The following is a 24,135-nucleotide window of genomic DNA, read 5'->3' as shown; positions in this document are numbered from 1 at the left end:
GGGGTGCCCTCGCCCCGCGTCGACGCCGAGCTGCTGCTCGCGCACGTCCTCGGCATCGACCGCGGCCGCCTGATCGCGGCCGACGACGCCACCGTCGCCCAGCGCGCCGAGTTCGACGCCCTGCTCGCGCGCCGCGCCGCCCGCGAGCCACTGCAGCACCTGCTCGGACGTGCCCCGTTCGGCGCGCTGGAGCTGCGCGTCGGTCCGGGCGTGTTCGTGCCCCGACCCGAGACGGAGCTGGTCGCCGACTGGGCCGCGCGGCACGCGTCCCGCGGCGCTCGGGTCGTCGACCTGTGCGCCGGCTCCGGCGCCCTCGCCCTGTTCCTGGCGACGACGGTGCCGGGCGCGGCGGTGGTCGCCGTCGAACGCGACCCGACCGCGCTGGAGTACCTGCGTGTCAACGCCGCTGAGTCGGGAGACGGGCGCGTGACGGTCGTGGACTCCGACGTCCGCAGCCCGGACCTGCCGCAGCGCGTGCGCGGGCTGCTCGGCGGCGCAGCCGACGTCGTCGTCTGCAACCCCCCGTACGTGCCCGACGGTGCCGCGCTCGCCCCCGAGGCGGCCGCCGACCCGCCCGCCGCCCTGTTCTCCGGCGTGGACGGACTCGACCTGATCCGCGAGCTGGGTCCGGTCATCGCCGCGATCGGCGCACCGGGCGCCGCGATCGCCGTCGAGCACGACGACGGCAACGCCGACGGCGTCGTCTCCGCCCTGGCGGACGTCGGGGCGACGGGGCTGGAGCGGCACCTCGACCTCGCCGGCCGCCCCCGGTACGTGACCGGTTTCACGCCGCGCTAGCAGGCGGCCGGAGCGCCCACGGTACTGTCTGCGCACCGGCGACGACGCGGAGGAAACGCCATGGGAATCAAAGACGATCTGACAGGCCTGATCATCACACCCGGGCGGGTCACCGTCCGCGGCATCGCCGAGGCACGGGACCTCGAGCGCCAACTGCGCGCGACCCTGCACAAGTTCGGCCGTTACCTGGACGCGTTCTCGCCGATCGTGGACCGGACGCAGCAGCTGGGCGAGCTCATCGACCGGCTCGGCCCGGCCCTCGACGACCTGTCGAAGCTCACCGCGGACGCACGCCGCATCGCCGTCGCGGCCGAGGGGATCGCGATCAGCGCCGCCGGCATCGACGCGAGCGCCAAGGGGATCGACGCGAGCGCGAAGGGCATCGACGTCAACGCCGAGCTGATCGCGACGCACTCGGGTTCCATCGCGGGGGCGCTGCCCACCGTCGAGCGGCTCACCGACATCGTCACGCCCCTGGACAACACCGTCGAGCGGCTGGGCCGGTTCGTGGACCGGCTGCCCGGCGGCCGGAAGACCGCGGCGCACTAGTTCCGGACCTGGCTGCGGCCGCCGCCCCGCCGCGGTGGCAGGATTGGCCGGCGTGAGCATCGTCTACGACTGCACGGATCCCGACTCCCGGCGCGCCGGTATCGCCGCCGCCCGCGCCGCGGCCAAGACCGGCCGACTCGTGGTGCTGCCCACCGACACCGTCTACGGCATCGGCTGCGACGCATTCGACGGGCGCGCCGTCGCCGACCTGCTGGCCGCCAAGCATCGTGGGCCGGACATGCCGGTCGGCGTGCTCGTGGGGTCGTGGAACACCATCGACGGGCTGGTCTCGCGGGTCAGCCCGCAGGCACGCGACCTGACGCGCGCGTTCTGGCCCGGCGCGGTGAGCCTCGTGGTCGAGCAGGCCCCGAGTCTCGCCTGGGACCTGGGCGACACCCGCGGCACCGTCATGCTCCGCATGCCGCTGCATCCGGTCGCGATCGAACTGCTGCGCGAGGTGGGGCCGATGGCGGTGTCCAGCGCGAACGTCTCCGGACGCGCGCCCGCGGCGACGATGGGCGACGCGCGCGAGCAGCTGGGGGAGTCGGTGGACGTGTACCTCGACGCCGGCGAGGCCACCCACGGGCTCGCCTCGACGATCATCGACCTGTCCGGCCCCAGCCCGCGCCTGCTGCGTGAGGGATCGGTGACGGCCGCGCAGGTGGCCGAGGTTCTGGGCGTGGACGCCGCGTCGCTGGCCTGAGCGGGCGCGGTCACCTTCCCGGCCGCGTGCCGGCGTGCCTCGGGGCTACCGCCGGACGCGGCCGGGGTGCCCGTACCGGGCCCGCCAGCGTGGGACGACGGTACACACCAGCGCGAGCAGCAGTCCGGCGGCGAACAGCGGCGCCACCACCGTCGGCGGGAACAGCGTGGACGCCGCGGCGGACAGCCCCAGCACGGCCACCCACAGGTAGATGACCAGCACGACGCGGCGCTGGCTGTGCCCCAGCTGTAGCAGCCGGTGGTGTAGATGCATCTTGTCGGCGGTGAACGGACTGACCCCGGCACGAGTGCGCCGCACCACAGCGAGCAGCAGGTCCAGCATCGGCACGAACATGATGGCCACCGCCAGTAGCAGCGGTAGTAGCAGCGTGAAGATGTCCGTCGAGCCGTATGCGTTCTGCGAGATCCGACCGGATGCCGACGTGGACGCCGCGGCCAGGGTCAGACCCAGCAGCATCGATCCTGAGTCCCCCATGAAGATCCGCGCGGGCTGGAAGTTGTGCGGGAGGAAGCCGACACACGCACCGAACAGCGCCGCGGCGATGAGTGCGGGGGGGTACGACGGGGCGTCGCCGCCCGAATCGCGCATGAGACCGACGGAAAACAGCAGGATCGCGAGGGCCGCGATGGCGGCCACGCCGGCGAGCAGGCCGTCCAGACCGTCGATGAAGTTCATGGCGTTGATGGTCGCGGCGGCGACCACGACGGTGACCAGCCCGGCCTGCAGCTGGTCGAGTAGCACGGTGGTGTTGAGAACGGGCAGGTAGACGACGTTCCACGCGACGCCCATCACCACCAGCACGCCGGCGGCGGTGATCTGTCCGACCAGCTTGGTCACGGCGTCTATGCCCCAGCGGTCGTCGATGATCCCCACGACCACGATCACGCCGCCGGCGATGACCACGGCGGGTGCGTCGCGCGTGTAGGTGAAACCGCGTGTCAGAGCGGGCAGTTGGCCGGCGAGGAAGATCCCCGCGACCAGGCCCGCGTAGATCCCCACGCCGCCCATCCGAGGCGTGGGGACCGTATGGACGTCTCGCGCGCGCGGCACCGCCACCGCGCCGAAGCGGGTCGCGACGACGCGCACCACCGCTGTGGCGAGGAATGTCACGACGGCCGCGGTGAGGCCCACGGCGAGCAACTCCCGCATCGGGACTCCTGCTCCCGAGGACCCGAAGCCGGCCCCGCCTGTCGCCGCCCAATGCACGCGTGCGAATCTACTCTTAGCCTCCCGACGCTCGCGCAACGACCGTTGCCGCGCTGAGGCCGATCGACGCGGGACCCGCGTTGACTACGGGGTTCATCCCAAGCACACGGCACGCGGTGCCGAAAATGTGCGGTAGTGCACGCGACGTGCGGCCAACCTAGCCAATCCGTCATATTTTCCTGAGACGTGGATATAGTGTGCTCGGTCATACACCTGAGACAGTGACGGGTGGACCACAGTTCGGGCGATGCTTTGAGAGGGGAAGCGGTCGGTGACACAGTCTGCGGGGGTGGCGAAGAGACCGTCGGCGTTCTCGATCCTGCGAAAGAACTTCTCGTCGACGGTGGTCGACTCGGTTCGCACGATGGGGCGAACCGTCCAGATGTTCTTCGGCACGGTCGTCGCCATGATCGGGGACATCATCCGGTTGCAGCTGCAGTGGAAGGAGACCTTCTTCCAGCTGTGGTACATGATCGGCGTCACCGCCGTACCGGCGGTGCTGATCGCCATCCCGTTCGGGATGATCGTCTCGATCCAGGTCGGCAACATCATCCATCAGCTCGGCGCAGACTCGCTGGCCGGCGCAGCGTCGGGCCTCGCGGTCATCTCGCAGGGCGCGCCGATCGCGACGGGCCTGCTGCTGGCGGGTGCCGGCGCCTCGGCCATCGCCGCCGACCTCGGCGCCCGGACCATCCGTGAGGAGACCGACGCGATGCGCGTGATGGGTATCAACCCCATCAACCGCCTCGTGGTGCCTCGCCTGATCGCGGCGTGGATCGTGTCGCCGCTCCTGAACATCCTGATCATCGTCATCGGCACCCTGTCGGGTTACCTGATCGCGATCGGCTCGCAGGGAGTCACGCCGGGTTCGTTCTGGCTGTCCTTCGGTTCGTTCGCCCACCCCGTCGACGTGTGGATCTCGCTGGTCAAGTCGATCATATTCGGCACGATCATCGCCGTCATCGGCTGCCAGCGCGGCCTCGAGGCGAAGGGCGGCTCCCGCGGCGTGGCCGACGGGGTGAACGCGACCGTCGTGCTGTCGTTCGTCGTCATCTTCATCATGAACCTGGTGTTGACCCAGGTGACCTCCATCTTCTTCCCTCTCCAGGTGGGCTGACACATGGCAACCGTTTATCGTCCCAGGGGCACGGGCTGGCTGTTCCGGATCGTCGGTGGCTTGGGTGGGGCATGGGCCCCGTTCGAGCTGTTCGGGCACGTCATCTCGTTCGTCGCCGAGGTCATCCGCACGATTCCGCACTGCATCAAGCACTACCGCGGCCAGATCATGTACACGCTCACGGACATCACGTGGGGCCGCGGCGCTCTGGTGGTCGGCGGCGGCACCGCGCCGGTGCTCGCGGTGCTCGGCATCGCGGTCGGCGGCACCGTCGCCGTGCAGGGCTATGCGATCCTCAGCGTGCTGGGTATGGGCCCGCTGACCGCCGTGGTCGCGGCCTTCGCCAACACCCGTGAGTTCGCCCCGATCCTCGCGGGCGTCGGCTTCGCCGCCCAGGCCGGCTGCCGCATGACGGCCGAGATCGGTGCGATGCGGATCAACGAGGAGATCGACGCGCTCGAGTCCCTCGGCCTGCGGTCGGTGTCGTTCGTGGTGACGACCCGCGTGATCGCCGGCCTCATCGCCGTGGTCCCGGTGTACCTGATCACGCTGATCCTGTCGTACGTGGCCTGTTCCTGGCTGGTGACGGTGGTGCACGGGATGCCCACCGGCACCTATTCGCACTACTTCTCGCAGTTCGTCAGCGCGAGCGACATCTTCTTCTCGGTGGTCAAGGTGGCCGTGTTCCTGGTGGTGGTCATCATGATCCACTGCTATCAGGGCTTCTTCGCGTCCGGCGGGCCGGAGGGCGTGGGTACGGCGTCGGGTCGCGCCATCCGCGCGAGCCTCGTCTCACTGGTCATCCTCGACCTCGTCATGACCGTCATCCTCTGGGGGATCAGCTCCCCGGTCGAGTTCAAGGGGTAGCGACATGGGAGTCGTATCAGTTCCGGGCATGTCCCTGGAGAAGGGCGTCCTCCGTCGGCGCGGGCTCATCGCGGTGGCCGTGGTGGTCGTGGTGATCCTGGTCATCTGGCTGGTCGACAGTCTGTGGCCGAAGAATCAGTTCACGCTCACGCTGCGTAGCCCGAACGTGGCCGCAGGCATCATCGACGGCGCGCCGGTCAAGCTGAACGGCCTGCAGGTGGGCAAGGTCAGCGATGTGAAGAGCCTGGGCCACGGCGTGCAGGGCGTCGTCCTCACGATGAATCCCGACCAGGTGAAGGGCATCACGAACTCCGTCGAGGCGGCGTTCTCCGCGGGCAACCTGTTCGGTGTGTCCGAGGTCGAGCTGATCCCGCACGGCGGCGGTGACGCGCTGCGCAACGGCGAGGAGATCACCCCGCAGCTGCCGATCACGGACAACACCGTGTCCAACATCATCACGACGCTCGGTGACGTGAACAACGACGCGATCCGGCCGCACATGAGCGAGATCATGAACAACGTCGACCTGTCGACGTCGGCCATGCTGCCGCTGATCACCGCGCTGGGCACGGTCGCCCAGTCGGTGCAGGACACGCAGAGGCTGTCCACCTCGCAGACCTTCCCGGTCATCGCCCGCGTGCTCGGCGGTGCCGATCAGACGGTGTCGAGCCTGCTGCCGGCGTTGTCGAACGACTTCGAGTTCCAGCCCGTGCACGACCAGGCGTGGGTGGCGAACGCGATCGGCACCGAGGATGCGATCTCGAACCACACGGACAGCTTGTCCGCTCGGCTCGAGCAGATCCTCAACCCATCGAGCGTCAAGGGCCTCTCGCAGGCGACCCCGGTTCTCGTCGACACGTTGACGCCGTTGCTGACGTACTTCCCCAACGCGGGTGCGCTCGGCATCAAGATCGGGCAGCTGCTGGACAACATCCGCTCCGGCATGCCGAACACCCCGAACGGGCCGGTGCTCAACGTGAACCTGAGCATCGACTACCCGGCCGTCGGCGCGATGCTGCCACCGGTCACCTTCCAGGTGGTGCCGCACGGCACGCCCGCCGGCCCGAACCCGGGCGGGTCCCGGCCCTCCCCCGGCGCGCAGCCGAGCGTGGGCCGGACACCGGTGGCCAAGCCCACCGATACTGCCGCCCCGGCCACGGGCAGCGGCCAGGCGAGCCCGACCTCGACCGCGAAGGCAGGGAACTGAGCACCGATGAAATCCATTCGCGCAACGATCATCAAGGTCGCGATCTTCGCGGTCGTCATGCTGCTCGGGCTCGTCCTCATCATGCAGGCCCTGACCCGGCCGGTGACCGGGAAGCTCGACTCGTTCCACGGGATGTTCAAGGACGTGTCGGGGCTCAAGGTCGGCGATGACGTCCGGATGCTCGGCGTCCAGGTCGGCAAGGTCACACACGTCGGGGTCAAGCAGTCGGCCGATCACCGCGACACCGCGGCCCAGGTCGACTTCACGGTGCAGAACTCGCACAAGCTCCCGTCCGGAACAAAGCTCGCGATCCGGTACCAGAACCTCACCGGGTCCCGGTACGTGGACCTGGAGACGCCCGCGCAGGGCGGCGGCGCGCCGCTGCCGTCGGGGGCCACGTTCTCGACGTCCGACACGATCCCCTCGTTCGACATCACGAGCGTGTTCAACGGCCTGAAGCCGGTGCTCGCGACGCTTGCGACGAGCGATATCAACCACCTCGCCCAGAGCATCCTGGCCGTGGTGCAGGGCAACGGCAACGGCATCGGGCCGGTGCTCGAGTCGGTCGACAAGCTGGTGTCGGTGAGCAACGACCGGCAGCGCGTGTTGACGACGCTGATCAGCAACCTCGGACAGATATCGCAGCAGATCGACGGTAACTCGCCGGGGCTGGCCCGCGTCCTGACGGACCTCGACGTGTTCTCGCGGTCGCTCGCGGCAGGCTCCACCGAGATCCGGCAGTGGTCGGACACCACATCCGGTGTGGTCCGATCCGCGAACGGCTTCCTCGCCGCGCTGGGGCTGACGCCGGACACCAATCCGGCGCTGGACGCGGTGATCGCGAACGCGCTACCGACCGCAGAGCAGGTGGTCGACGTCCTCGCCGACATCCCGGGGCTGATCAGCCTGCTGAACAGCGTGATGGCGCAGCCGACGTCGAAGGACGTCGACCTCAAGTGCACCAAGGGCCAGGCGTCGCTGCCGGGCTTGATGAACGTGTTCGTGGCGGGACAAAGGATCACGGTATGCAATCCAAAGTGAAGTTCTTCAACCGTCCGATGCCGACGGTGACCCAGGAGCGCCGGTATCAGTTGAACTGGGGCATCGCAGGCATCGTGATCGTGGTGATCCTCGGCCTGCTCGCCGGCTACCTGTACCTCGGGCAGCCCGGAAAGAAGGAGATCCAGGCGCGCTTCACCGAGGCGCAGACCGTCATGAACGGCGCCGACGTCCGCGTCGACGGCTTCCGGGTCGGATCGGTGACGGGGACGAAGATCGAGGACGGTGACGTGCTCGTCACGATGAAGATCGACAGCAACATCTTCGTCGGCGACGCGTCCACGATCGCGACGCGGATGCTGACCGTGGTCGGTGGCTACTACCTGGCGCTCAACCCGCTCGGTACGTCGCCGCTCACCTCGCCGATCCCGCCGGAGCGGGTCACCACCCCGTACAGCCTGCTGGAGACCTTCCAGCATGCGACCCCCAAGCTGCAGGCGGTCGACGTGACGCCGATCCGGGAGACGATGGCGCAGCTGAACGAGGCACTCGTGGGGCACCCGGACTCGATCCGCAACGGTGTGCAGTCGTTCGACAAGATGGTCGACAACGTGATCCGGCAGCAGGACCAGGCCGGAGAGTTCATCAAGATCCTGGGCCAGTACTCCGGCCAGGTCCGTGACAACGGCGAGTTGTTGGTCTCGATCATGCACAACTTCGCGACCTTCTTCGCGGCGGGCCAGGTCAACCTCGCCGGCTTCCAGTCGTACCTGACCAACGTGCAGCAGATCGTCCAGCGGCTCGTGCCGGTCGAGAACGTGTACCTCAATCAGATCGACCCGCTGGCGAGTCGGCTCGATGCGCTGGTCGCCAAGGCGAAGCAGCTACTCGCGCAGGCGGAACCCACGATCCAACAGGGTGTCTCGCTGATCAAGAAGCTCCAGGCGCAGATCGCCCCCGACGGGTCGATCAGCGTGAACCAGGCCGCGAAGCGGTTCCTGGCGACCAATGTGTGCATTCCGGCCCCGGGGGTGAGCTGCTAAATGCGTAAGTTCCTTGGTTCCCGCGGCGCGATGTCCGCGCTCGTCGTGATCGTGGTGGTCGCGATCGCCGTCGGCTTCTTCTCGGTCAAATCGGCGCTGAAGCATATGACGTCGTACTGCGCGATGATGCCGGACGCGGTCGGCCTGTACATCGGCAACGAGATCGCACAGTTCGGCTACAAGGTGGGGCAGGTCACGAAGATCACGCCCGAGGGCAGTAAGGTCCGCGTCGACTTCCAGGTCGACTCGAGCCGGAAGATACCTGCGAGCGTCGGTGCGGTGACCGTCTCGGACGAGTTGGTCGCCCAGCGTCGGCTCGAGCTGGTCGGCCCCTACACGGGCGGACCGACCTGGGACCCGAAGCAGTGCATCACCAACACGAAGACGCCGCTGTCGATCACCGACTCGCTCAACGCCGTCTCGCAGCTCGCGGGTGAGCTGACCACCGCCGGTGGCGAGGAGCAGTTCAAGCAGGCGATGGCGTCGTTCGGGTCGATCAACCAGGCCACGACGGGACTCGGCCCGCAGGTGCAGGACATCACGAACAAGCTCGGCGAGCTGATGCGTAACCCGGGCCCCGGCATGGGCGACATCGCTGCGGTGCTCGACTCGTTCGTCCCGCTGTCCAACGGTCTAGTACAGAACTGGGGCGATCTCCAGAACTTCCTCGGCTCCTTCGCGACCAACATCGATGACGTCGCCCTTCCACTGCTGGTCAACGCGAACATCGTGATCGGTGATCTGCCGGGCCTGGTGAACATGCTCGGCAAGCTGATCACCAAGTACGGGTCGTTCGCGTTCCCGCTGCTCCAGATCACCGTGCCGGCGACCGATCTGTTGGCGGCCGGGATGCGCGACTTCGGTGACCTGCTGAACATGGTGCCCCCGCTGGCACACGCGTTCACGGTGAACGTGGACAAGCGGACGCTCGGGACGCACATCACCTATCGGCCGCCGTCGGCCCTGGTCCCGTCCAAGAATCCCACCCTGACATGCGACAGCATCAATCGGCTGTTCCCGGGACAGTGCACCATCGTCGATCCCGGTCACATCAACGTGAACCTGATCACCACAGTTCTGCGCGCGACGGGAGCGGCATACTGATGAGGACACTTTTTCGCCGAAAGGCCGCGGTCGCGCTCACCGCGGTGGCTGCTGCCGCGAGTCTGACGGCCTGCTCGGGCGTCCCCGGCTTCAATCCGTCGGCGATCCCCGCGCCGGGGCAGGGCGGTGGCGGCGCCGGTTACATCGTGCACCTCGACTTCCCGAGCGTGTTGAACCTGCCGGACCGCGCCCGCGTGGTCGTCAACGGCGTGGACTCGGGTCGGCTGCAGAAGGTGAGTCTGCAGGGTGGCATCGCGGTCCTGGATGTCAAGATCAACGACGGCGTTCAGTTGCCCGCGGCAACCACGGCGACGCTGCAGCAGGACACGATCCTGGGCGATGTGTACGTCGCGCTGACGGCGCCCACCACCGGTTACAACGACCTGCTCCATGACGGCAGCACGGTCCCGCTGAGCCAGACCAAGGCGCCGACCCAGATCGAGGACCTGCTACGTGATCTGTCGAACTTCCTCGGCAGCGGCAGCCTGATCCAGGTACAGGACACGTTCAAGCAGGTCAACGACAACCTGCCGGCCGACCCGAAGAAGCTGCAGGCGCTGGTCAAGACGATCTCGCAGACCACGGTCGACCTCGGTCAGCAGAGTGACAACGTCTCCCAGGTCATCACGTCGATGTCGAACATCGTCAACCAGGTCAAGTCCGTGAACGACAGCAACGGGCTGATCTCGTCGCTGCTGGCGCCGGGCGGGGACCAGTGGCTGAAGAACGTCCTCGACCCGACGGCGGGATACCTCGCGGTCGTGGGCCGACTGTCGGACGCCCTCGCGCCGTTGACCTTCTCGATCCCGCTGCTCGACACGACGAGCGCGGTACTGCTCAAGGTGGTCAAGCCGCTGATGTTCCCCGGTTGGCCGAACATGAACGGGCGGCCCGCGAACCTGGCCAACCTGCAGGACCTGCTCGAGAACAAGGTCCTGCCGTGGCTGGAGAACGGGCCCAAGATCAACGTCCAGAACGTCGGCACCAATGGTCAGGTGCCGAACGAGGCGGCGGCGCAACAGGTAGTCAAGACCCTCCGGACGTTTGGAGCAGTGCCGTGAAAAAGAGCACCATCGCCAGCCTCGCGACCTTCGTCGTCGTGATGGTGCTGGGAGTCGCCTACCTCACCTTCTCTGTGGTGCAGTACAACCCGTTCCGGTCGTACACCACCGTGAACTTCAGGCTGGACAACGCGAGCCAGATCGAGGACGGTACCTCGGTGCTGCTGCGCGGCGTCAAGGTGGGCAACGTCGTCTCGGTGACACCGGCGGACGACCAGATCGCGCTGAAGGTCCGGTTCAACGACCATTACAAGATCCCGGCGGACAGCCAGGTGAAGATCGAACAGCTGTCGGCGGTCGGCGAGCCGTATCTCGACTTCCTGCCGGACTCGCTCGACGGGCCGTACCTCACCAACGGCGCGACCGTCTCGCCGGCGCAGGTCCAGAACCCGCTCTCGATCCCAGCGATCTTCAAGCTGGTGGCGGGCTTCTCGAGCAACATCAACTCGAAGCAGCTCGGCGGTATCGCCGACACCGTGTACGAGGCGACCAGCAACACCCAGGGGGCGCTGCCGAATCTGAGCACGGCGGGACAACTGCTCTCGCAGACGATCCTCTCGCGCATGCCGGGGATCCGACAGATGCTGATCAACACGCAGAACTACCAGTCCGATATGGACTGGCTCCCGTCGGCGCTGGCCTCGTTCGGCCCGGCCGCGACGCAGTTCATGGACCTGGACCTCTCGGCCCTCAAGAAGTTGGTCGGCGTGATGACCCAGGCGGACCTGCCGGACCAGCTGAAGAACACCATCAACCCGTACTTCGGCAGACTCGTCCCGTACACGAACAAGCTGCTGCCGAACCTGGGAGCGATCGTCGGGCCGCTGGCTCCGTCCATCGAATCCATCGAGGACGTGCTGCCCCAGCTCGACGTGTCCGAACTGCTCACGCAGGCGCTCAACACGTTCGGGTCGAACGGCGCTAACCTGACGGTCACGATCCCCGCCAAGTAACCAACGGGGCCCGGCCTCCAGACAGTGGGGGAGGGGCCTCCGATCCGCCCCCGGGGGTACGCGCGCAGCGGCACGCGGGCCCCCGGTGGCGTGTCCGCCGCCCTGGCCGAGTGTCCGGCCGGCGGCACCGACGAACACCAGACGATTGGGTAGCGAGCCTGTGACTGACAAGAGCCCCGAGAACACCCCGGCCGACACCGACGCGGCGGAGGCCCCCGAGGAGGCGACCGAGAAGGGGAAGGCGACCGAGAAGGATACGGCCGTCGGGGAGGTCCCGACCGAGGTGGTGACCACCGAGAAGGCGACTGCGACCGATCCGGACGACGCCGCCGACGAGCCCACCGTGGTCGTCACGAAGAAGGCGCGCCCGGTGATCGAGGAGGACGATCTCGACGACGAGTACGAGGAGGTCGTGGTTCGTCGCCGCAAGAAGCGCCCCGCGCCCGCCAGCGCGCCCGCTCGCTCGGCGGCCGTGGGTGCGCGTCTGAGCGGCGGTCCCTCGACCGTTCTGACGGTGCTGGCGACCGTGGTCGCGATCGCTGTGATCGCCGTCGCGATCCTCAGCTCGATCATGTGGTGGAAGAAGGACGGCGACCTCTCCGCCATCAAGAACCAGATGGCCGACGATGCAAAGGCGGAGCAGGTCGCGGGCGACTACGCAGTCGGCGCTGCCACCTTCGACTATCACGATCTCGGACCGTGGACGGCGGCCCTGACCAATGGTGTATCACCTGAGCTGAAGACCAAGCTGGATGCCACGACGTCGGCGATGAACCAGCTTCTGCAGCCGCTGCAGTGGGTGTCCAAGGCGTCCGAACTGGACGCCGTGGTCAGCTCGCACAACGGCCCGGTGTACAAGGTCAACGTGTACGTGCGCGTCGACGGGACCAACGTGCAGACGCCCACCGGGCGCACGGTCAACGTCGTGTACAACGTCACGCTGAACAAGGACGCGAACTGGCAGATCACCGACGTCGGCAGCCCGGCCGCCGTGACCGATAACGCGACGGCTGCGCAGGGCGGCGGCACACCGGCGACGGGGTCGACGGGCACGGCGACCACGCAGGCGCCCGCCACCACCGCCCCGACCGACACCATGGCACCGGGTGCGGCGGGCGCGACCACCCCCACGCCCGGGGGCTGATCCGCACCCGCGTCCGTACCCGCGCAAAGCCCTAGCACACATTTCCGGCGCCGAGGTCCGTAATGTACGGATCTCGGCGTCGGCATATCGGGCGCGGTGTAGTACTATCCTCTGTAGTTGATCGGCTGCCGAGCCCCTCCCACCACGGACAACCCCGGTGTGGGGTGGCCCACGGTGCGTTGATAGAGTCACAGCCGAATCACAAGAGATCGCGTGTCGCCGACGTGCGATCTCGGCAGACGCCGCCTGACCCGAGTCTCAACGGCGAGACACGGGCCGACGACCCCGAAGGAGGGGAGATGACGACGCCGGCCTCGGAACCGGGACACCCGGCCCACTCCGACTCGAATCCGTCCATTGTGCACCCGTCGCCCTCGGGCTCGACCGAGTCGCCGTCGGCGGGCGATGCATCGGGTCAGATGAACTTTCCGCTCCCGCCGCTGAGCATGGTCAATCCTATCGTCATCGTCGTCGCGCTCGCCGTGATCGCCGCCGGGCTGAGCGCCTGGGCCGGCCATCTCCTCTTCGCTCTCTGGTTCCTGCTGGGCGGCCTGCTCGCGATAGGTAACGCGAAGCTCGTGATCCTCAAGGTCGGGTCGGCCACCTCAGAGGAGAACCCGCGCAAGGCCCCGGTGGCCGTCAACGCCGCGTTCCGCCTCGGTGTCGTCACGGTGATCGCGCTGGCCGTCGCCTACTTCTTCCGGCCCGACGGGCTCGGCCTCATCTTCGGCCTCGCTGTAGGCCAGATCGTCCTGGTCCTCCACTCCGTGATCCCTGTTCTGAAAGGACTCCGTACGCAGTCATGAGCTCTAATCCGTACCCTGGGAGTTTGCTCGCTGAGGGGATCGAGGTCGGTGTACACAAAGAGATACACCTCTTCGGTCTGACCCTCAACGGGGACACGATCCTGGCGACCGCGATCGCCGCGGTGATCGTTCTGATCCTCGCCTTCATTCTTCGTTCCAAGGTGACGTCGACGGGCGTGCCCAGCGGCGTCCAGCTGTTCTTCGAGACCATCACGATCCAGATGCGACAGCAGATCGAGGGTTCGATCGGTATGCGGATCGCGCCGTTCGTGCTTCCGCTCGCGGTCACGCTGTTCACCTTCATCCTGATCTCCAACTGGCTGTCCGTCCTGCCGCTGCAGTACGGGAGCGACGGCAGCGCACACGAGTTGTTCGCGCCCCCGGCGTCCGACGTCAACTTCGTGTACGCCCTGGTGCTGGTCGTCTTCGTCTGGTACCACGCGGCCGGCGTGAAGCGGCGCGGCATCATCGGCCATCCGGTGAAGCTGATCAAGGGCCACGCGATCGGCCTCGCCCCGATCAACATCATCGAAGAGCTGGCCAAGCCGGTCTCACTCTCGCTCCGGCTCTTCGGCAACATGTTCGCCGGCGGCGTGATGGTGGCGCTGATCGCGCTGTTCCCGCCGTACATCCTGTGGGCGCCCAATGCGATCTGGAAGATGTTCGACCTCTTCGTGGGGCTCATCCAGGCCTTCATCTTCGCGCTGCTGACGATCCTGTACTTCTCGCAGTCGATGGAGACCGACGACCACTAGACCATCCGGCTAGACCTGCCCGACGCACACGCGGCGCGGCACCACAGACCCTGGTAAGTGGAATTACCAGAAACCGAAAGGGAAGAATCACATGGCATCGATCGATCCGACTATCGCTCAGGGCGCGCTCATCGGTGGCGGTCTCATCATGGGTGGCGGCGCTGTCGGCGCCGGCATCGGTGACGGCCTCGCCGGCGCCCAGCTGATCGCTGGCATCGCGCGGCAGCCCGAGGCTCAGGGCCGCCTGTTCACGCCGTTCTTCATCACCGTCGGTCTCGTCGAGGCCGCGTACTTCATCAACCTGGCGTTCATGGCCCTGTTCGTGTTCGCGACCCCGATCAAGTAATCCACTCGCAAGAAACGGGAAACTGACGTCATGCAGCTCGCTGAGGGCAACTTCCTCATTCCGAACGGCACCTTTTTCGCCGAGCTGATCATCTTCCTGATCGTGCTCGCCGTGATCTGGTTCTTCGTGGTGCCGCCCATCCGCAAGGTGCTGGCGGATCGCGACGCGATGGTCGACCAGACCAGTACCGACACGCGCTCGGCTGCCAAGGGCTTCGAGGACGCCGAGGCCGAGTACCTGAGCGGCCTCAAGTCCGCGCGGGCGGAGGCCGGGGCGATCCGCGATGAGGCGCGGGCCGCCGGCCGTTCGGCGATGGACGAGCAGAAGCAGCGGGCGAGCGCCGAGGCCGAGGCCCTCGCGCGGGAGCAGACCGAGCAGCTTCGCGCCTCCGGGGCCACCGCGGCCCGGCAGGCGCGGGGCGACCTCGGGCCGCTCTCGGCGACCCTCGCGAGTCGGGTGCTCGGCTTCGACGTGACGCAGGACCCGAGCCTGCAGGCGGAACTGGACCGGATTACTTCCAACGCGGTGGTGAAGAACTAAATGTCAATCTTTATCGGCCAGCTCATCGGCTTCGCGGTCATCCTGTTCTGCCTGTGGAAGTGGGTGCTGCCTCCGCTGCGTAAGGCCATGTCGGCGCGGCAGGAGACGGTCCGCGCACAGCTCGAGGAATCGCGCCTGGCCAAGCAGAAGCTGACGGACGCCTCTGCGGCGGGCGAGCGCGCCCGCGCGGAGGCGGCCCGTGAGGGCAGCCGGATCCGCGACGAGGCCCGTGGCGACGCGGACTCGATCCGGGAGGACCTGCGGGCCCAGACGGAGCGCGAGGTCGCGCGAATCGGCGAGCACGGGCGCGGCCAGGTGGAGCTCAACCGCTCCAACCTGATCCGCGGACTGCGCAGCGATCTCGGCATCGAGGCCGTCGGCGTCGCGGCGCAGGTCGTGCGGGGGCATCTCGAGGCCCCGGCGGCCCGGTCGGCATCGGTCGACCGGACCCTCGACGAGCTCGAGCGCATGGCCGCGTCGGTGGACGGCCCCGCGGTCACGGCGTCCGATCGGGTCGGGAACCACTCGATGCGGGCGGCCAGCCGCGACTCGGTGCGCGCGTTGTCCGCGGGCTTCGACCAGCGGGTGTCCGGCCTGGACGACGCGGCGTTGGCGCGCCTCGGATCCGAACTCGCGGATGTGGTGGGAGTCCTCAACGCCCAACCGGTGCTGCGGAAGCATCTCGCGGAGCAGACCGACAACACGGACGCCAAGCGCGCTCTGGTGAGCCGGCTGTTCGGCGGCAAGATCAGCGACACCGCCGTGGTGTTCCTGCAGGACGCCGCGGCGTCGAAGTGGTCCGTGGCGGGCGATTTCACCACCGCGGTCGAGCGGCAGTCGCGGGTCGCCGTACTGCTGCGTGCCGAGCGTGCCGATCGCCTCGACGACACCGAGGACGAGCTGTTCCGCGCCGGCCGACTCCTGGTCGCCGAGCCGAGGCTCACCGGCATGCTGTCCGATACCCGGGTGCCCGTGGCGGATCGCCTCCGCCTGTTGGAAGCGGTGTTCGGCGGGAAGGTCAACGAGTACACCGACCAGCTGCTGCGCCAGACGGTGCGGCTGCTTCGGCACCGTCGCGCCGACGGTGCGGTGGCGTCCATCGCCGACCTGGCCGCCGCGCGGCGTGGGGAGTCGGTGGCCGTCATCCAGACCGCGACCGAGCTGACGACCGCACAGAAGGCGCGTGCGACCGATCTGCTCGCCCGCATCTACCAGCGCAGGGTCTCCATCCAGACCGAGGTCGATCCCCAGTTGCTGGGCGGGCTGCGGATCACTGTCGGCGACGAGGTCATCGACGGCGATATCGCGTCCAGGTTGGCCAAGGCAGAAGGCCAGCTGCCCCGCTGAGACCACTCGGCGTGCGAAACAGCAGAACTCCACGAAGAATCAAGAAAAAGGGAAACGAGTACTCATGGCTGAGTTGACGATCTCATCCGACGACGTCAAGGGCGCGATCGAGCAGTACGTATCGACGTTCGAAGCCGACGCCTCGCGCGAGGAAATCGGCCTCGTCGCGGACACTTCCGACGGCATCGCGCACGTGACCGGGCTGCCCGGTGCGATGGCCAACGAGCTGCTCGAGTTCCCCGGTGGGGTGCTCGGCGTGGCGTTGAACCTCGACGAGGACGAGATCGGCGCCGTCATCCTCGGTAACTACGAGGAGCTGGAAGAGGGGCAGCAGGTCTCCCGCACGGGCGAGGTCCTCTCGGTCCCCGTCGGCGACAAGTTCCTGGGCCGCGTCGTCAACCCGCTCGGCGAGCCCATCGACGGGCTCGGCGACATCGAGGCCGAGGAGCAGCGCGTCCTCGAGCTCCAGGCGGCGTCGGTGCTCGAGCGCCAGCCGGTCGAGGAGTCCCTTGCGACGGGCATCAAGGCCATCGACGCGATGACCGCCATCGGCCGCGGACAGCGCCAGCTGGTGATCGGCGACCGCAAGACGGGCAAGACCGCCGTCTGCATCGATGCGATCCTCAACCAGAAGGACAACTGGGAGAGCGGCGACCCCACCAAGCAGGTCCGGTGCATCTACGTCGCGATCGGCCAGAAGGGCTCGACGATCGCGGGTGTCAAGACTGCGCTCGACGAGGCCGGTGCGATGGAGTACACGACCATCGTCGCCGCGCCCGCCTCCGACTCGGCCGGCTTCAAGTGGCTGGCGCCGTACACCGGTTCCGCCATCGGCCAGCACTGGATGTACCAGGGCAAGCACGTCCTGATCGTGTTCGACGACCTCTCCAAGCAGGCCGAGGCGTACCGCGCGATCTCGCTGCTGCTCCGCCGCCCGCCGGGCCGCGAGGCGTACCCCGGCGACGTCTTCTACTTGCACTCGCGTCTGCTGGAGCGGTGCGCCAAGCTCTCCGACGCACTCGGTGGCGGCTCGATGACGGGTCTGCCGATCATCGAGACCAAGGCCAACGACGTCTCGGCGTTCATCCCGACCAACGTCATCTCCATCACGGACGGCCAGGTGTTCCTCGAGTCGGACCTGTTCAACAAGGGGGTCCGCCCGGCCATCAACGTCGGCACCTCGGTGTCCCGCGTGGGTGGTGCCGCGCAGACCAAGGGCCTCAAGAAGGTGTCGGGCTCGCTGCGTCTGGAGCTCGCGCAGTTCCGCGAGCTGGAGGCGTTCTCGGCGTTCGCCTCGGACCTGGACGAGGCGTCGAAGGCGCAGCTGGCCCGTGGCGCCCGCTGGGTCGAGCTGCTCAAGCAGGACCAGTACAGCCCGGTCGCCGTCGAGGACCAGATCGTCTCGATCTACCTCTGCGGTGAGGGCCACTACGACTCGGTGCCGGTCGAGGACATCCGCCGGTTCGAGGGTGAGTTGCTCAGCCACCTGCACCACGCGGCTGCCGGCGTGTACGAGTCGATCAAGGGCGGCAAGGTCCTCGAGAAGGAGCAGGCGGAGATCCTCGTCCGCGAGGTGGACCACTTCAAGCAGAGCTTCCTCGCCTCCGACGGCTCGCGCGTCGTCAACGAGGCCGAGGCGAACCCGCTGCCTGCGGAGGACGTCACGCACGAGACGATCAAGGTAAAGCGCAATGGCTAGTATCCGGGAGCTGCGCTCTCGGATCCGGTCGGTCAACTCGACCAAGAAGATCACGAAGGCGCAGGAGCTGATCGCGACATCGCGGATCACCAAGGCGCAGGCTCGGGTCGCGGCGTCGAAGCCGTACGCCGAGGAGATGACCTCGGTGCTGTCGGAGCTCGCCAGCGCGAGCGGGTCGCTCGACCACCCGTTGCTGGTCGAGCGCGAGGAGCCGAAGCGTGCGGCGGTGCTCGTCGTCACGTCGGACCGCGGTATGTGCGGTGGCTACAACTCCAACGTCCTGCGCGAGACGCGCGAGCTGATCCAGCTTCTCAAGAGCGAGGGCAAGGAGACGGTCGTCTACGTCCTGGGCCAGAAGGGCGTCGACTACTTCACGTTCCGTGGCCAGAAGGTCGCGGGATCGTGGACCGGGTTCTCCCAGCAGCCGCATCACGCGGATGCGGTCGCTGCGACCGACACATTGGTGAGGCTGTTCACGGCGGGGTCGGATGAGTACGTCACCGTCGACGGTGCCGAGACCCACGGCGTCGACGAGCTGCACATCGTGTACACCCGGTTCGTGTCGATGCTGTCGCAGGTCCCCGAGGTGCGGCGCATGGCGCCGATCGTGGTGGACGAGGCGGACATCGAGGAGGAGGCGGCCGAGCCGCGCAACTACTCGTTCGAGCCCGGAGCGGATCAGCTGCTCGACGCGTTGCTGCCGAAGTACGTGTCGACGCGGGTGTTCGCGGCGCTGCTGGAGGCCGCGGCGAGTGAGAACGCGGCGCGACGCACGGCCATGAAGGCGGCCACCGACAACGCCAGCGATCTGGCCACCTCGCTCTCCCGTGAGGCCAACCAGCTGCGTCAGGCGCAGATCACCCAGGAAATCAGCGAAATCGTCGGTGGCGCCGGCGCCCTCGCGAACTAGGAACGGGAACCAGGAAATACACACTATGACTACAGCTACCCAGCCCGCAGAGCAGGGCACCGCTGCGGCCACGGGCCGCGTGACCCGCGTCATCGGCCCGGTCGTCGACGTCGAGTTCCCCCGCGGCGCCATCCCAGACCTGTTCAACGCGCTCCACGCGGACATCGTCCTGCCGTCGGTCGCCAAGACGCTGACGCTCGAGGTCGCCCAGCACCTGGGCGACAACCTCGTGCGGACCATCTCGATGCAGCCCACCGACGGCCTCGTCCGCGGCACCGATGTGACCGACACCGGCTTCCCGATCCGGGTACCGGTCGGCGATGTCGTGAAGGGCCACGTGTTCAACGCCCTCGGCGACTGCCTCGACACCCCGGGCCTCGGCCGCGACGGCGAGCAGTGGGGCATCCACCGCAAGCCGCCGGCGTTCGACCAGCTCGAGGGCAAGACCGAGATCCTGGAGACGGGCATCAAGGTCATCGATCTGCTGACCCCGTACGTCAAGGGCGGCAAGATCGGCCTGTTCGGCGGTGCCGGGGTCGGCAAGACCGTTCTGATCCAGGAGATGATCACCCGTATCGCGCGCGAGTTCTCGGGCACCTCGGTGTTCGCGGGCGTCGGCGAGCGCACCCGTGAGGGGACGGACCTGCACCTCGAGATGGAGGAGATGGGCGTCCTCCAGGACACCGCGTTGGTGTTCGGTCAGATGGACGAGCCGCCGGGGACGCGTATGCGGGTGGCGCTCTCCGCCCTTACTATGGCGGAGTACTTCCGCGACGTGCAGCACCAGGACGTGCTGCTGTTCATCGACAACATCTTCCGGTTCACGCAGGCCGGTTCCGAGGTGTCCACGCTGCTCGGCCGCATGCCGTCGGCCGTCGGTTACCAGCCGACACTGGCCGACGAGATGGGCGAGCTCCAGGAGCGGATCACCTCGACCAAGGGGCGGTCCATCACGTCGCTGCAGGCGATCTACGTGCCCGCCGACGACTACACCGACCCTGCGCCGGCGACGACGTTCGCGCACCTCGATGCCACCACCGAGCTGTCGCGTCCGATCTCCCAGCTGGGTATCTACCCGGCCGTCGACCCGCTGACGTCCACCTCCCGCATCCTGGAGGCGTCGATCGTCGGTGACGAGCACTTCCGGGTCGCGAACGAGATCAAGCGCATCCTGCAGAAGTACAAGGAGCTGCAGGACATCATCGCGATTCTCGGTATGGACGAGCTGTCCGAGGAGGACAAGGTCCTCGTCGGCCGCGCCCGCCGCATCCAGAAGTTCCTCGGTCAGAACTTCCTCGTCGCCGAGAAGTTCACCGGCCAGAAGGGCTCGGTCGTGCCGCTCGCCGACACCATCGAGGCCTTCGACCGGATCGCCAAGGGCGAGTTCGATCACCTGCCCGAGCAGGCATTCAACAGCTGTGGCGGTCTCGACGACGTCGAGGCGGCCGCGAAGAAGATCCTCGGGAAGTGACGGCCAGTGGCTGACACCAGTTTTCAGGTCGAGATCGTCTCGGTGGAGGAGCGCCTCTACTCGGGCGAGGCGACGTTCGTGATCGCGCAGACCACCGAGGGTGAACTCGGTGTCCTCGCGCACCATGAGCCGCTGTTCGGTCAGCTGATCACCGGCGGTGCAGTGGCGATCGAGCCGGTCGACGGCGATCGCCTGGCTGCGGCGATCCGTGGCGGGTTCCTGTCGGTGACCGGCGACAAGGTCACCGTGCTCGCCGACGGTGCCGAGTGGGCCTCATCGCTGAACGAGGCCGACGTCCGGCGCGAGCTGGACGCCGCGGCGGAGGGCTCCGAGGAGCAGGCGTTCGCGCAGGGGCGCCTCCGGGCGTTGGAGTACCTGGCCGGCCACTAGCGGTCCGGCGAGAAGAGGTGGAGATGCGTGCCGCGTGCGGCACGTAGAGTAGAGGAGACACGCCGCCGGTGGCCCGGCTTCACGCGGGCCACCGGCTTCGGCGTTTGCAGGTGACAGATCGTCCCGGCATCCGTGTGGGCAGCCCCGCACGGTCCACGAATCGCCGGGTTGAATACGTTCCTCGGAGATAGGGGGTGCCCGCGTGGGATCGGTGGCCGCCTCATGATGCATATCGCCCTGACCGTCTGCGTGGTCGTGATCGCCGTCGTCGTGCTGGCGGCGGTGGGGGTCCTACTGCGTGTGCAGCGACTCCGGGTGACCGGCAGCCCGATCATCATCCGGTACCTTCCGGCCGCCCCCGAACAGGGATGGCGCCACGGCACCCTGCGGTACGACGACCATGAGGTGCGCTTCTACCGCCTGTCCAGCCTCCGCATCGGCCCCAGCTGGACGGTGCCGCGGTGGGGTACGGAGATCATCGGCCGCCGCGCGCCGCGCGGCACGGAGTTCGACATCATGGACGCCGGAGTGCACGTCGTCCGCATCCACCAGCCCGACGGTGACGCCGAGCTCGCGTTCGAGCGCGACGGCCTCACCGCATTCCAGGCGTGGCTCGAGTCGCGTCCGTCGCCGCGGACGCAGCGGCTCCTCTGACACGCCGCCGGACTATGGCATGTGCGGATCCCCGCCGCCGGGGCGCCAGAGGACGTCACCGTCGGGATTGGCGACGCGCGACAGGATGAAGAGCAGGTCCGACAGCCGGTTGAGGTAGCGCGCCGGAAGTGGCGAGACCGCGTCGCCGTACTCACGCCTGGCCGCGAAGGCTGCGCGCTCGGCCCGGCGGACGACGGTGCGCGCCACGTGCAGGTACGCGGCGAAGGGCGTGCCGCCGGGCAGGATGAACGACGTGAGCGCCGGTAGATCCTCGTTGAACCGGTCGCACCAGCCCTCGAGGCGAGCGACGTATGCCTCCGTGATCCGCAGTGGCGGGTGCTTGGGCGAGTCGACTATCGGCGTCGACAGATCCGCCCCCACGTCGAACAGGTCGTTCTGCACCTGGACCAGGACCGCGCGCAGTTCGTCCGGGGGAGCGCCGACCGTGACCGCCACCCCGATGGCGGCATTGGCTTCGTCGCAATCGGCGTAGGCGACCAGCCGGGCGTCCGACTTGTCGACGCGTGAGAAGTCGCCCAGTCCCGTCGTGCCGTCGTCGCCGGTCCGCGTGTAGATCCGCGTCAGGTGCACAGCCATGGCCCGACGGTACCCCGCGGCGTGCCACGTAGCGCGATGCGCGGCGTACTGGATAGTCGGGCGTGCGGGGGAAACCTGCAGGACGTGCCCTAGTCTGGGCCGCGTGGGTGATCGTTTTCTGGTGCGCGGCGGAGCGAGGCTCGTCGGTCAGGTCGATGTGGGAGGGGCCAAGAACAGCGTTCTCAAGCTGATGGCCGCCGCCCTGTTGGCGGAGGGCACGTCGGTGCTGACGAACTGCCCGGAGATCCTCGACGTCCCGCTCATGGCGGACGTCCTGCGCGGGCTGGGCGCGGAAGTGGAGATCGACGGCGAGACCGCGCGGATCACCACGCCGGCCGAGCTCAACCACCGTGCCGACTTCGATGCGGTGCGGCAGTTCCGCGCGTCGGTGTGTGTACTGGGGCCGCTTGTGGCGCGGTGCCGCCGCGCCGTGGTGGCACTGCCGGGCGGTGACGCGATCGGTTCCCGCCCGCTGGACATGCATCAGACGGGGCTGAGGGCACTCGGCGCACACAGTGCGATCGAGCACGGATGCGTTGTGGCAGAGGCGGACTCGCTTCGTGGTGCCGAGATCACGCTGGACTTCCCATCGGTGGGCGCCACCGAGAACATCCTGATGGCGGCGGTCCTTGCAGATGGGCTGACCGTGATCAGCAATGTGGCACGCGAGCCCGAGATCGTCGATCTCGCCGCGATGCTGACCGAGATGGGCGCCGATATCTCGGGGGCGGGCACCGACACCCTGATGGTGCGGGGCGTAGAGCGGCTGCACCCCACGACGCATCGGGTGATCGGCGACCGGATCGTCGCCGCGACGTGGGGGTATGCCGCGGTCATGACACGCGGCGACATCTCGGTCACGGGTGTCGACCCGGCGACCCTCGGGGTGGTGTTGGGAAAGCTGCAGGACGCGGGGGCGACGGTGACCGCGCGCGAGAACGGCTTCCGGATCGTGTCGCGGGAACGGCCGCACGCGGTGAACGTCGCGACCCTGCCGTTCCCGGGCTTCCCCACGGACCTGCAGCCGATGGCCATCGGGATGGCGTGTGTCGCCGAGGGGCTGTCGATGATCACCGAGAACGTCTTCGAGGCGCGGTTCCGGTTCGTCGAGGAGATGGTGCGGCTGGGCGCCGACGCGCGGACCGACGGGCATCACGCGGTGGTGCGCGGAGTCGAGCAGTTGTCGAGCGCGCCGGTCTGGTCGTCCGACATCCGCGCGGGGGTGGGACTGGTGCTTGCCGGCCTGTGCGCGGACGGGACCACCGAGGTGCACGACGTCTACCACATCGACCGGGGCTACCCGAACTTCGTGGACAACGTGAACGCCCTGGGCGGCGAGGTCGAGCGGGTGTCCTGACGGGGCCGTCTCGCCCACTCGGCCATGCACTGCCTTCGGTGCCGAATTCATGTCCCTGACCAGCCGATTTGCATTCCGACGCGGCAGTGCGTAACTTAATCCAAGTCAGCGAGCCACGGCGCCGCCCGGGAGCCCACCGGATGCCTTCCCCCGCAAGGGTATTGAAGGTTCCGAAGTTGCCCCGGATGTCGGAGACCGGGTGTCACCCGTACTGGGTGGCCGTGCTGACCGCCCTGGGTCGAGGTAGCCGGTCTTCACATTTCGCGTGGGGGTCGGCGGTTGGGCCGCGGGCGAGGCGGGTTTCGTCGATCGTGAGTCAGATCACCCGATGGTGGTTTGCGGCGGCGGATCGCGTCTGCTAGACTGGAACGGTTGCCTTCGCTGGTTTCCGCCCTCTGGTTGGGGGTGTGGGTCTGGTGGGTGCGTGTTCTTTGAGAACTCAACAGTGTGTCGATGAATTGTCAGTGCCAAAAATTGTTTTTTGGCATGCG

The 24,135-nt window shown here is 67.8% G+C and carries 25 protein-coding genes; 23 read left to right on the top strand and 2 right to left on the bottom strand.

The genetic code is table 11. The annotated features are described in order from the left end of the window. The 3 genes from prmC to ABD908_RS19770 all read left to right on the top strand — a co-directional run. Positions 1-798, top strand: a 798-nt coding sequence (prmC, locus tag ABD908_RS19780; RefSeq protein WP_344999163.1) for a peptide chain release factor N(5)-glutamine methyltransferase, incomplete at its 5' end; no start/stop codon positions are given. Positions 799-858: 60 nt separating this feature from the next. Then, the gene (locus ABD908_RS19775) at positions 859-1,347 is read left to right on the top strand and encodes a hypothetical protein (protein ID WP_344999161.1); all 489 of its coding nucleotides are present in this window, start codon (positions 859-861) and stop codon (positions 1,345-1,347) included. A 52-nt stretch (positions 1,348-1,399) separates the two neighbouring features. Then, the gene (locus ABD908_RS19770; RefSeq protein WP_344999159.1) at positions 1,400-2,050 is read left to right on the top strand and encodes an L-threonylcarbamoyladenylate synthase; all 651 of its coding nucleotides are present in this window, start codon (positions 1,400-1,402) and stop codon (positions 2,048-2,050) included. Between the two features lie 45 nt (positions 2,051-2,095). Here the strand turns inward: ABD908_RS19770 and ABD908_RS19765 are convergent, their stop codons facing one another. Then, entirely contained in the window at positions 2,096-3,220 is a 1,125-nt protein-coding gene (locus tag ABD908_RS19765; protein ID WP_344999157.1) for a glycosyltransferase family 4 protein, read from the bottom strand. Positions 3,221-3,566: 346 nt separating this feature from the next. On the opposite strand from ABD908_RS19765, the gene ABD908_RS19760 reads away from it, so the two are divergent. The 19 genes from ABD908_RS19760 to ABD908_RS19670 all read left to right on the top strand — a co-directional run bounded on the left by ABD908_RS19760 (position 3,567) and on the right by ABD908_RS19670 (position 21,690). After that, positions 3,567-4,394, top strand: coding sequence for an MlaE family ABC transporter permease (locus ABD908_RS19760; RefSeq protein WP_344999155.1), 828 nt, complete (start codon positions 3,567-3,569; stop codon positions 4,392-4,394). A 3-nt stretch (positions 4,395-4,397) separates the two neighbouring features. Continuing rightward, complete coding sequence (locus tag ABD908_RS19755) at positions 4,398-5,261, top strand: ABC transporter permease (protein ID WP_344999153.1); 864 nt, start codon at positions 4,398-4,400, stop codon at positions 5,259-5,261. 4 nt (positions 5,262-5,265) lie between these two features. Next, positions 5,266-6,468, top strand: coding sequence for an MlaD family protein (locus tag ABD908_RS19750; RefSeq protein WP_344999151.1), 1,203 nt, complete (start codon positions 5,266-5,268; stop codon positions 6,466-6,468). Positions 6,469-6,474: 6 nt separating this feature from the next. Next, positions 6,475-7,509 carry an MCE family protein gene (locus tag ABD908_RS19745; protein WP_344999149.1) on the top strand — a complete coding sequence of 345 codons (1,035 nt, stop codon included), beginning with the start codon at positions 6,475-6,477 and terminating at the stop codon, positions 7,507-7,509. Beyond that, entirely contained in the window at positions 7,494-8,510 is a 1,017-nt protein-coding gene (locus ABD908_RS19740; RefSeq protein WP_344999147.1) for an MlaD family protein, read from the top strand. Before ABD908_RS19745 ends, ABD908_RS19740 begins: the two co-directional genes overlap by 16 nt. Then, entirely contained in the window at positions 8,511-9,614 is a 1,104-nt protein-coding gene (locus tag ABD908_RS19735) for an MlaD family protein (protein ID WP_344999145.1), read from the top strand. It abuts the gene before it with no gap. Further along, positions 9,614-10,675 (top strand): MlaD family protein, encoded by a 1,062-nt coding sequence (locus ABD908_RS19730; protein WP_344999143.1) that lies wholly within the window; start codon positions 9,614-9,616, stop codon positions 10,673-10,675. Before ABD908_RS19735 ends, ABD908_RS19730 begins: the two co-directional genes overlap by 1 nt. Further along, positions 10,672-11,628 (top strand): MlaD family protein, encoded by a 957-nt coding sequence (locus ABD908_RS19725; protein WP_344999141.1) that lies wholly within the window; start codon positions 10,672-10,674, stop codon positions 11,626-11,628. The genes ABD908_RS19730 and ABD908_RS19725 overlap by 4 nt, the downstream gene beginning before the upstream one ends. 160 nt (positions 11,629-11,788) lie before the next feature. Then, positions 11,789-12,772: a hypothetical protein gene (locus tag ABD908_RS19720; RefSeq protein WP_344999139.1), complete on the top strand. Its 984-nt coding sequence runs from the start codon at positions 11,789-11,791 to the stop codon at positions 12,770-12,772. A 299-nt stretch (positions 12,773-13,071) separates the two neighbouring features. Beyond that, positions 13,072-13,578, top strand: coding sequence for an ATP synthase subunit I (locus ABD908_RS19715; protein ID WP_344999137.1), 507 nt, complete (start codon positions 13,072-13,074; stop codon positions 13,576-13,578). Then, positions 13,575-14,333, top strand: a complete 759-nt coding sequence (gene atpB / locus ABD908_RS19710; protein ID WP_344999135.1) for a F0F1 ATP synthase subunit A — start codon at positions 13,575-13,577, stop codon at positions 14,331-14,333. Before ABD908_RS19715 ends, atpB begins: the two co-directional genes overlap by 4 nt. Before the next feature lie 100 nt (positions 14,334-14,433). Next, positions 14,434-14,679, top strand: coding sequence for a F0F1 ATP synthase subunit C (locus ABD908_RS19705; protein ID WP_344999165.1), 246 nt, complete (start codon positions 14,434-14,436; stop codon positions 14,677-14,679). Between the two features lie 30 nt (positions 14,680-14,709). After that, positions 14,710-15,219 carry a F0F1 ATP synthase subunit B gene (locus ABD908_RS19700; protein ID WP_344999133.1) on the top strand — a complete coding sequence of 170 codons (510 nt, stop codon included), beginning with the start codon at positions 14,710-14,712 and terminating at the stop codon, positions 15,217-15,219. Beyond that, a complete protein-coding gene (locus ABD908_RS19695; RefSeq protein ID WP_344999131.1) occupies positions 15,220-16,566 on the top strand; it encodes a F0F1 ATP synthase subunit B/delta in 1,347 nt (448 codons plus the stop codon). It abuts the gene before it with no gap. A gap of 64 nt (positions 16,567-16,630) precedes the next feature. After that, positions 16,631-18,265 carry a F0F1 ATP synthase subunit alpha gene (atpA, locus tag ABD908_RS19690; protein ID WP_344999129.1) on the top strand — a complete coding sequence of 545 codons (1,635 nt, stop codon included), beginning with the start codon at positions 16,631-16,633 and terminating at the stop codon, positions 18,263-18,265. Further along, positions 18,258-19,175, top strand: coding sequence for a F0F1 ATP synthase subunit gamma (locus ABD908_RS19685; protein WP_344999127.1), 918 nt, complete (start codon positions 18,258-18,260; stop codon positions 19,173-19,175). Before atpA ends, ABD908_RS19685 begins: the two co-directional genes overlap by 8 nt. 25 nt (positions 19,176-19,200) lie before the next feature. After that, complete coding sequence (gene atpD, locus ABD908_RS19680) at positions 19,201-20,646, top strand: F0F1 ATP synthase subunit beta (protein ID WP_344999125.1); 1,446 nt, start codon at positions 19,201-19,203, stop codon at positions 20,644-20,646. A 6-nt stretch (positions 20,647-20,652) separates the two neighbouring features. Continuing rightward, positions 20,653-21,036 carry a F0F1 ATP synthase subunit epsilon gene (locus tag ABD908_RS19675; protein WP_344999123.1) on the top strand — a complete coding sequence of 128 codons (384 nt, stop codon included), beginning with the start codon at positions 20,653-20,655 and terminating at the stop codon, positions 21,034-21,036. 222 nt (positions 21,037-21,258) lie between these two features. Next, positions 21,259-21,690 (top strand): DUF2550 domain-containing protein, encoded by a 432-nt coding sequence (locus ABD908_RS19670; protein WP_344999121.1) that lies wholly within the window; start codon positions 21,259-21,261, stop codon positions 21,688-21,690. A gap of 12 nt (positions 21,691-21,702) precedes the next feature. Here the strand turns inward: ABD908_RS19670 and ABD908_RS19665 are convergent, their stop codons facing one another. Next, positions 21,703-22,287: a cob(I)yrinic acid a,c-diamide adenosyltransferase gene (locus ABD908_RS19665; protein WP_344999119.1), complete on the bottom strand. Its 585-nt coding sequence runs from the start codon at positions 22,285-22,287 to the stop codon at positions 21,703-21,705. A gap of 103 nt (positions 22,288-22,390) precedes the next feature. Between ABD908_RS19665 and murA the strand changes: the two genes are divergently transcribed. After that, positions 22,391-23,644, top strand: coding sequence for a UDP-N-acetylglucosamine 1-carboxyvinyltransferase (gene murA, locus ABD908_RS19660; protein WP_344999116.1), 1,254 nt, complete (start codon positions 22,391-22,393; stop codon positions 23,642-23,644). Positions 23,645-24,135 lie beyond the last annotated feature (491 nt).

Source organism: Tsukamurella soli, from assembly GCF_039541155.1.
Lineage (GTDB): Bacteria > Actinomycetota > Actinomycetes > Mycobacteriales > Mycobacteriaceae > Tsukamurella > Tsukamurella soli.
The sequence above is the reverse complement of the archived record's forward strand: the minus strand, read 5'-3'. Positions and strand labels throughout refer to the sequence as shown.

What these genes read in the sequence shown, in the direction of transcription:
- ABD908_RS19745 (WP_344999149.1), top strand. Translation starts at nt 6,475, where the DNA reads ATGAAATCCATTCGCGCAACGATCATCAAGGTCGCGATCTTCGCGGTC.
- ABD908_RS19700 (WP_344999133.1), top strand. Translation starts at nt 14,710, where the DNA reads ATGCAGCTCGCTGAGGGCAACTTCCTCATTCCGAACGGCACCTTTTTC.
- ABD908_RS19755 (WP_344999153.1), top strand. Translation starts at nt 4,398, where the DNA reads ATGGCAACCGTTTATCGTCCCAGGGGCACGGGCTGGCTGTTCCGGATC.
- ABD908_RS19670 (WP_344999121.1), top strand. Translation starts at nt 21,259, where the DNA reads ATGATGCATATCGCCCTGACCGTCTGCGTGGTCGTGATCGCCGTCGTC.
- ABD908_RS19735 (WP_344999145.1), top strand. Translation starts at nt 8,511, where the DNA reads ATGCGTAAGTTCCTTGGTTCCCGCGGCGCGATGTCCGCGCTCGTCGTG.
- ABD908_RS19750 (WP_344999151.1), top strand. Translation starts at nt 5,266, where the DNA reads ATGGGAGTCGTATCAGTTCCGGGCATGTCCCTGGAGAAGGGCGTCCTC.
- atpA (WP_344999129.1), top strand. Translation starts at nt 16,631, where the DNA reads ATGGCTGAGTTGACGATCTCATCCGACGACGTCAAGGGCGCGATCGAG.
- ABD908_RS19685 (WP_344999127.1), top strand. Translation starts at nt 18,258, where the DNA reads ATGGCTAGTATCCGGGAGCTGCGCTCTCGGATCCGGTCGGTCAACTCG.
- ABD908_RS19695 (WP_344999131.1), top strand. Translation starts at nt 15,220, where the DNA reads ATGTCAATCTTTATCGGCCAGCTCATCGGCTTCGCGGTCATCCTGTTC.
- atpD (WP_344999125.1), top strand. Translation starts at nt 19,201, where the DNA reads ATGACTACAGCTACCCAGCCCGCAGAGCAGGGCACCGCTGCGGCCACG.
- ABD908_RS19765 (WP_344999157.1), bottom strand. Translation starts at nt 3,220, where the DNA reads ATGCGGGAGTTGCTCGCCGTGGGCCTCACCGCGGCCGTCGTGACATTC.
- ABD908_RS19730 (WP_344999143.1), top strand. Translation starts at nt 9,614, where the DNA reads ATGAGGACACTTTTTCGCCGAAAGGCCGCGGTCGCGCTCACCGCGGTG.
- ABD908_RS19775 (WP_344999161.1), top strand. Translation starts at nt 859, where the DNA reads ATGGGAATCAAAGACGATCTGACAGGCCTGATCATCACACCCGGGCGG.
- ABD908_RS19665 (WP_344999119.1), bottom strand. Translation starts at nt 22,287, where the DNA reads ATGGCTGTGCACCTGACGCGGATCTACACGCGGACCGGCGACGACGGC.
- atpB (WP_344999135.1), top strand. Translation starts at nt 13,575, where the DNA reads ATGAGCTCTAATCCGTACCCTGGGAGTTTGCTCGCTGAGGGGATCGAG.
- ABD908_RS19740 (WP_344999147.1), top strand. Translation starts at nt 7,494, where the DNA reads ATGCAATCCAAAGTGAAGTTCTTCAACCGTCCGATGCCGACGGTGACC.
- ABD908_RS19715 (WP_344999137.1), top strand. Translation starts at nt 13,072, where the DNA reads ATGACGACGCCGGCCTCGGAACCGGGACACCCGGCCCACTCCGACTCG.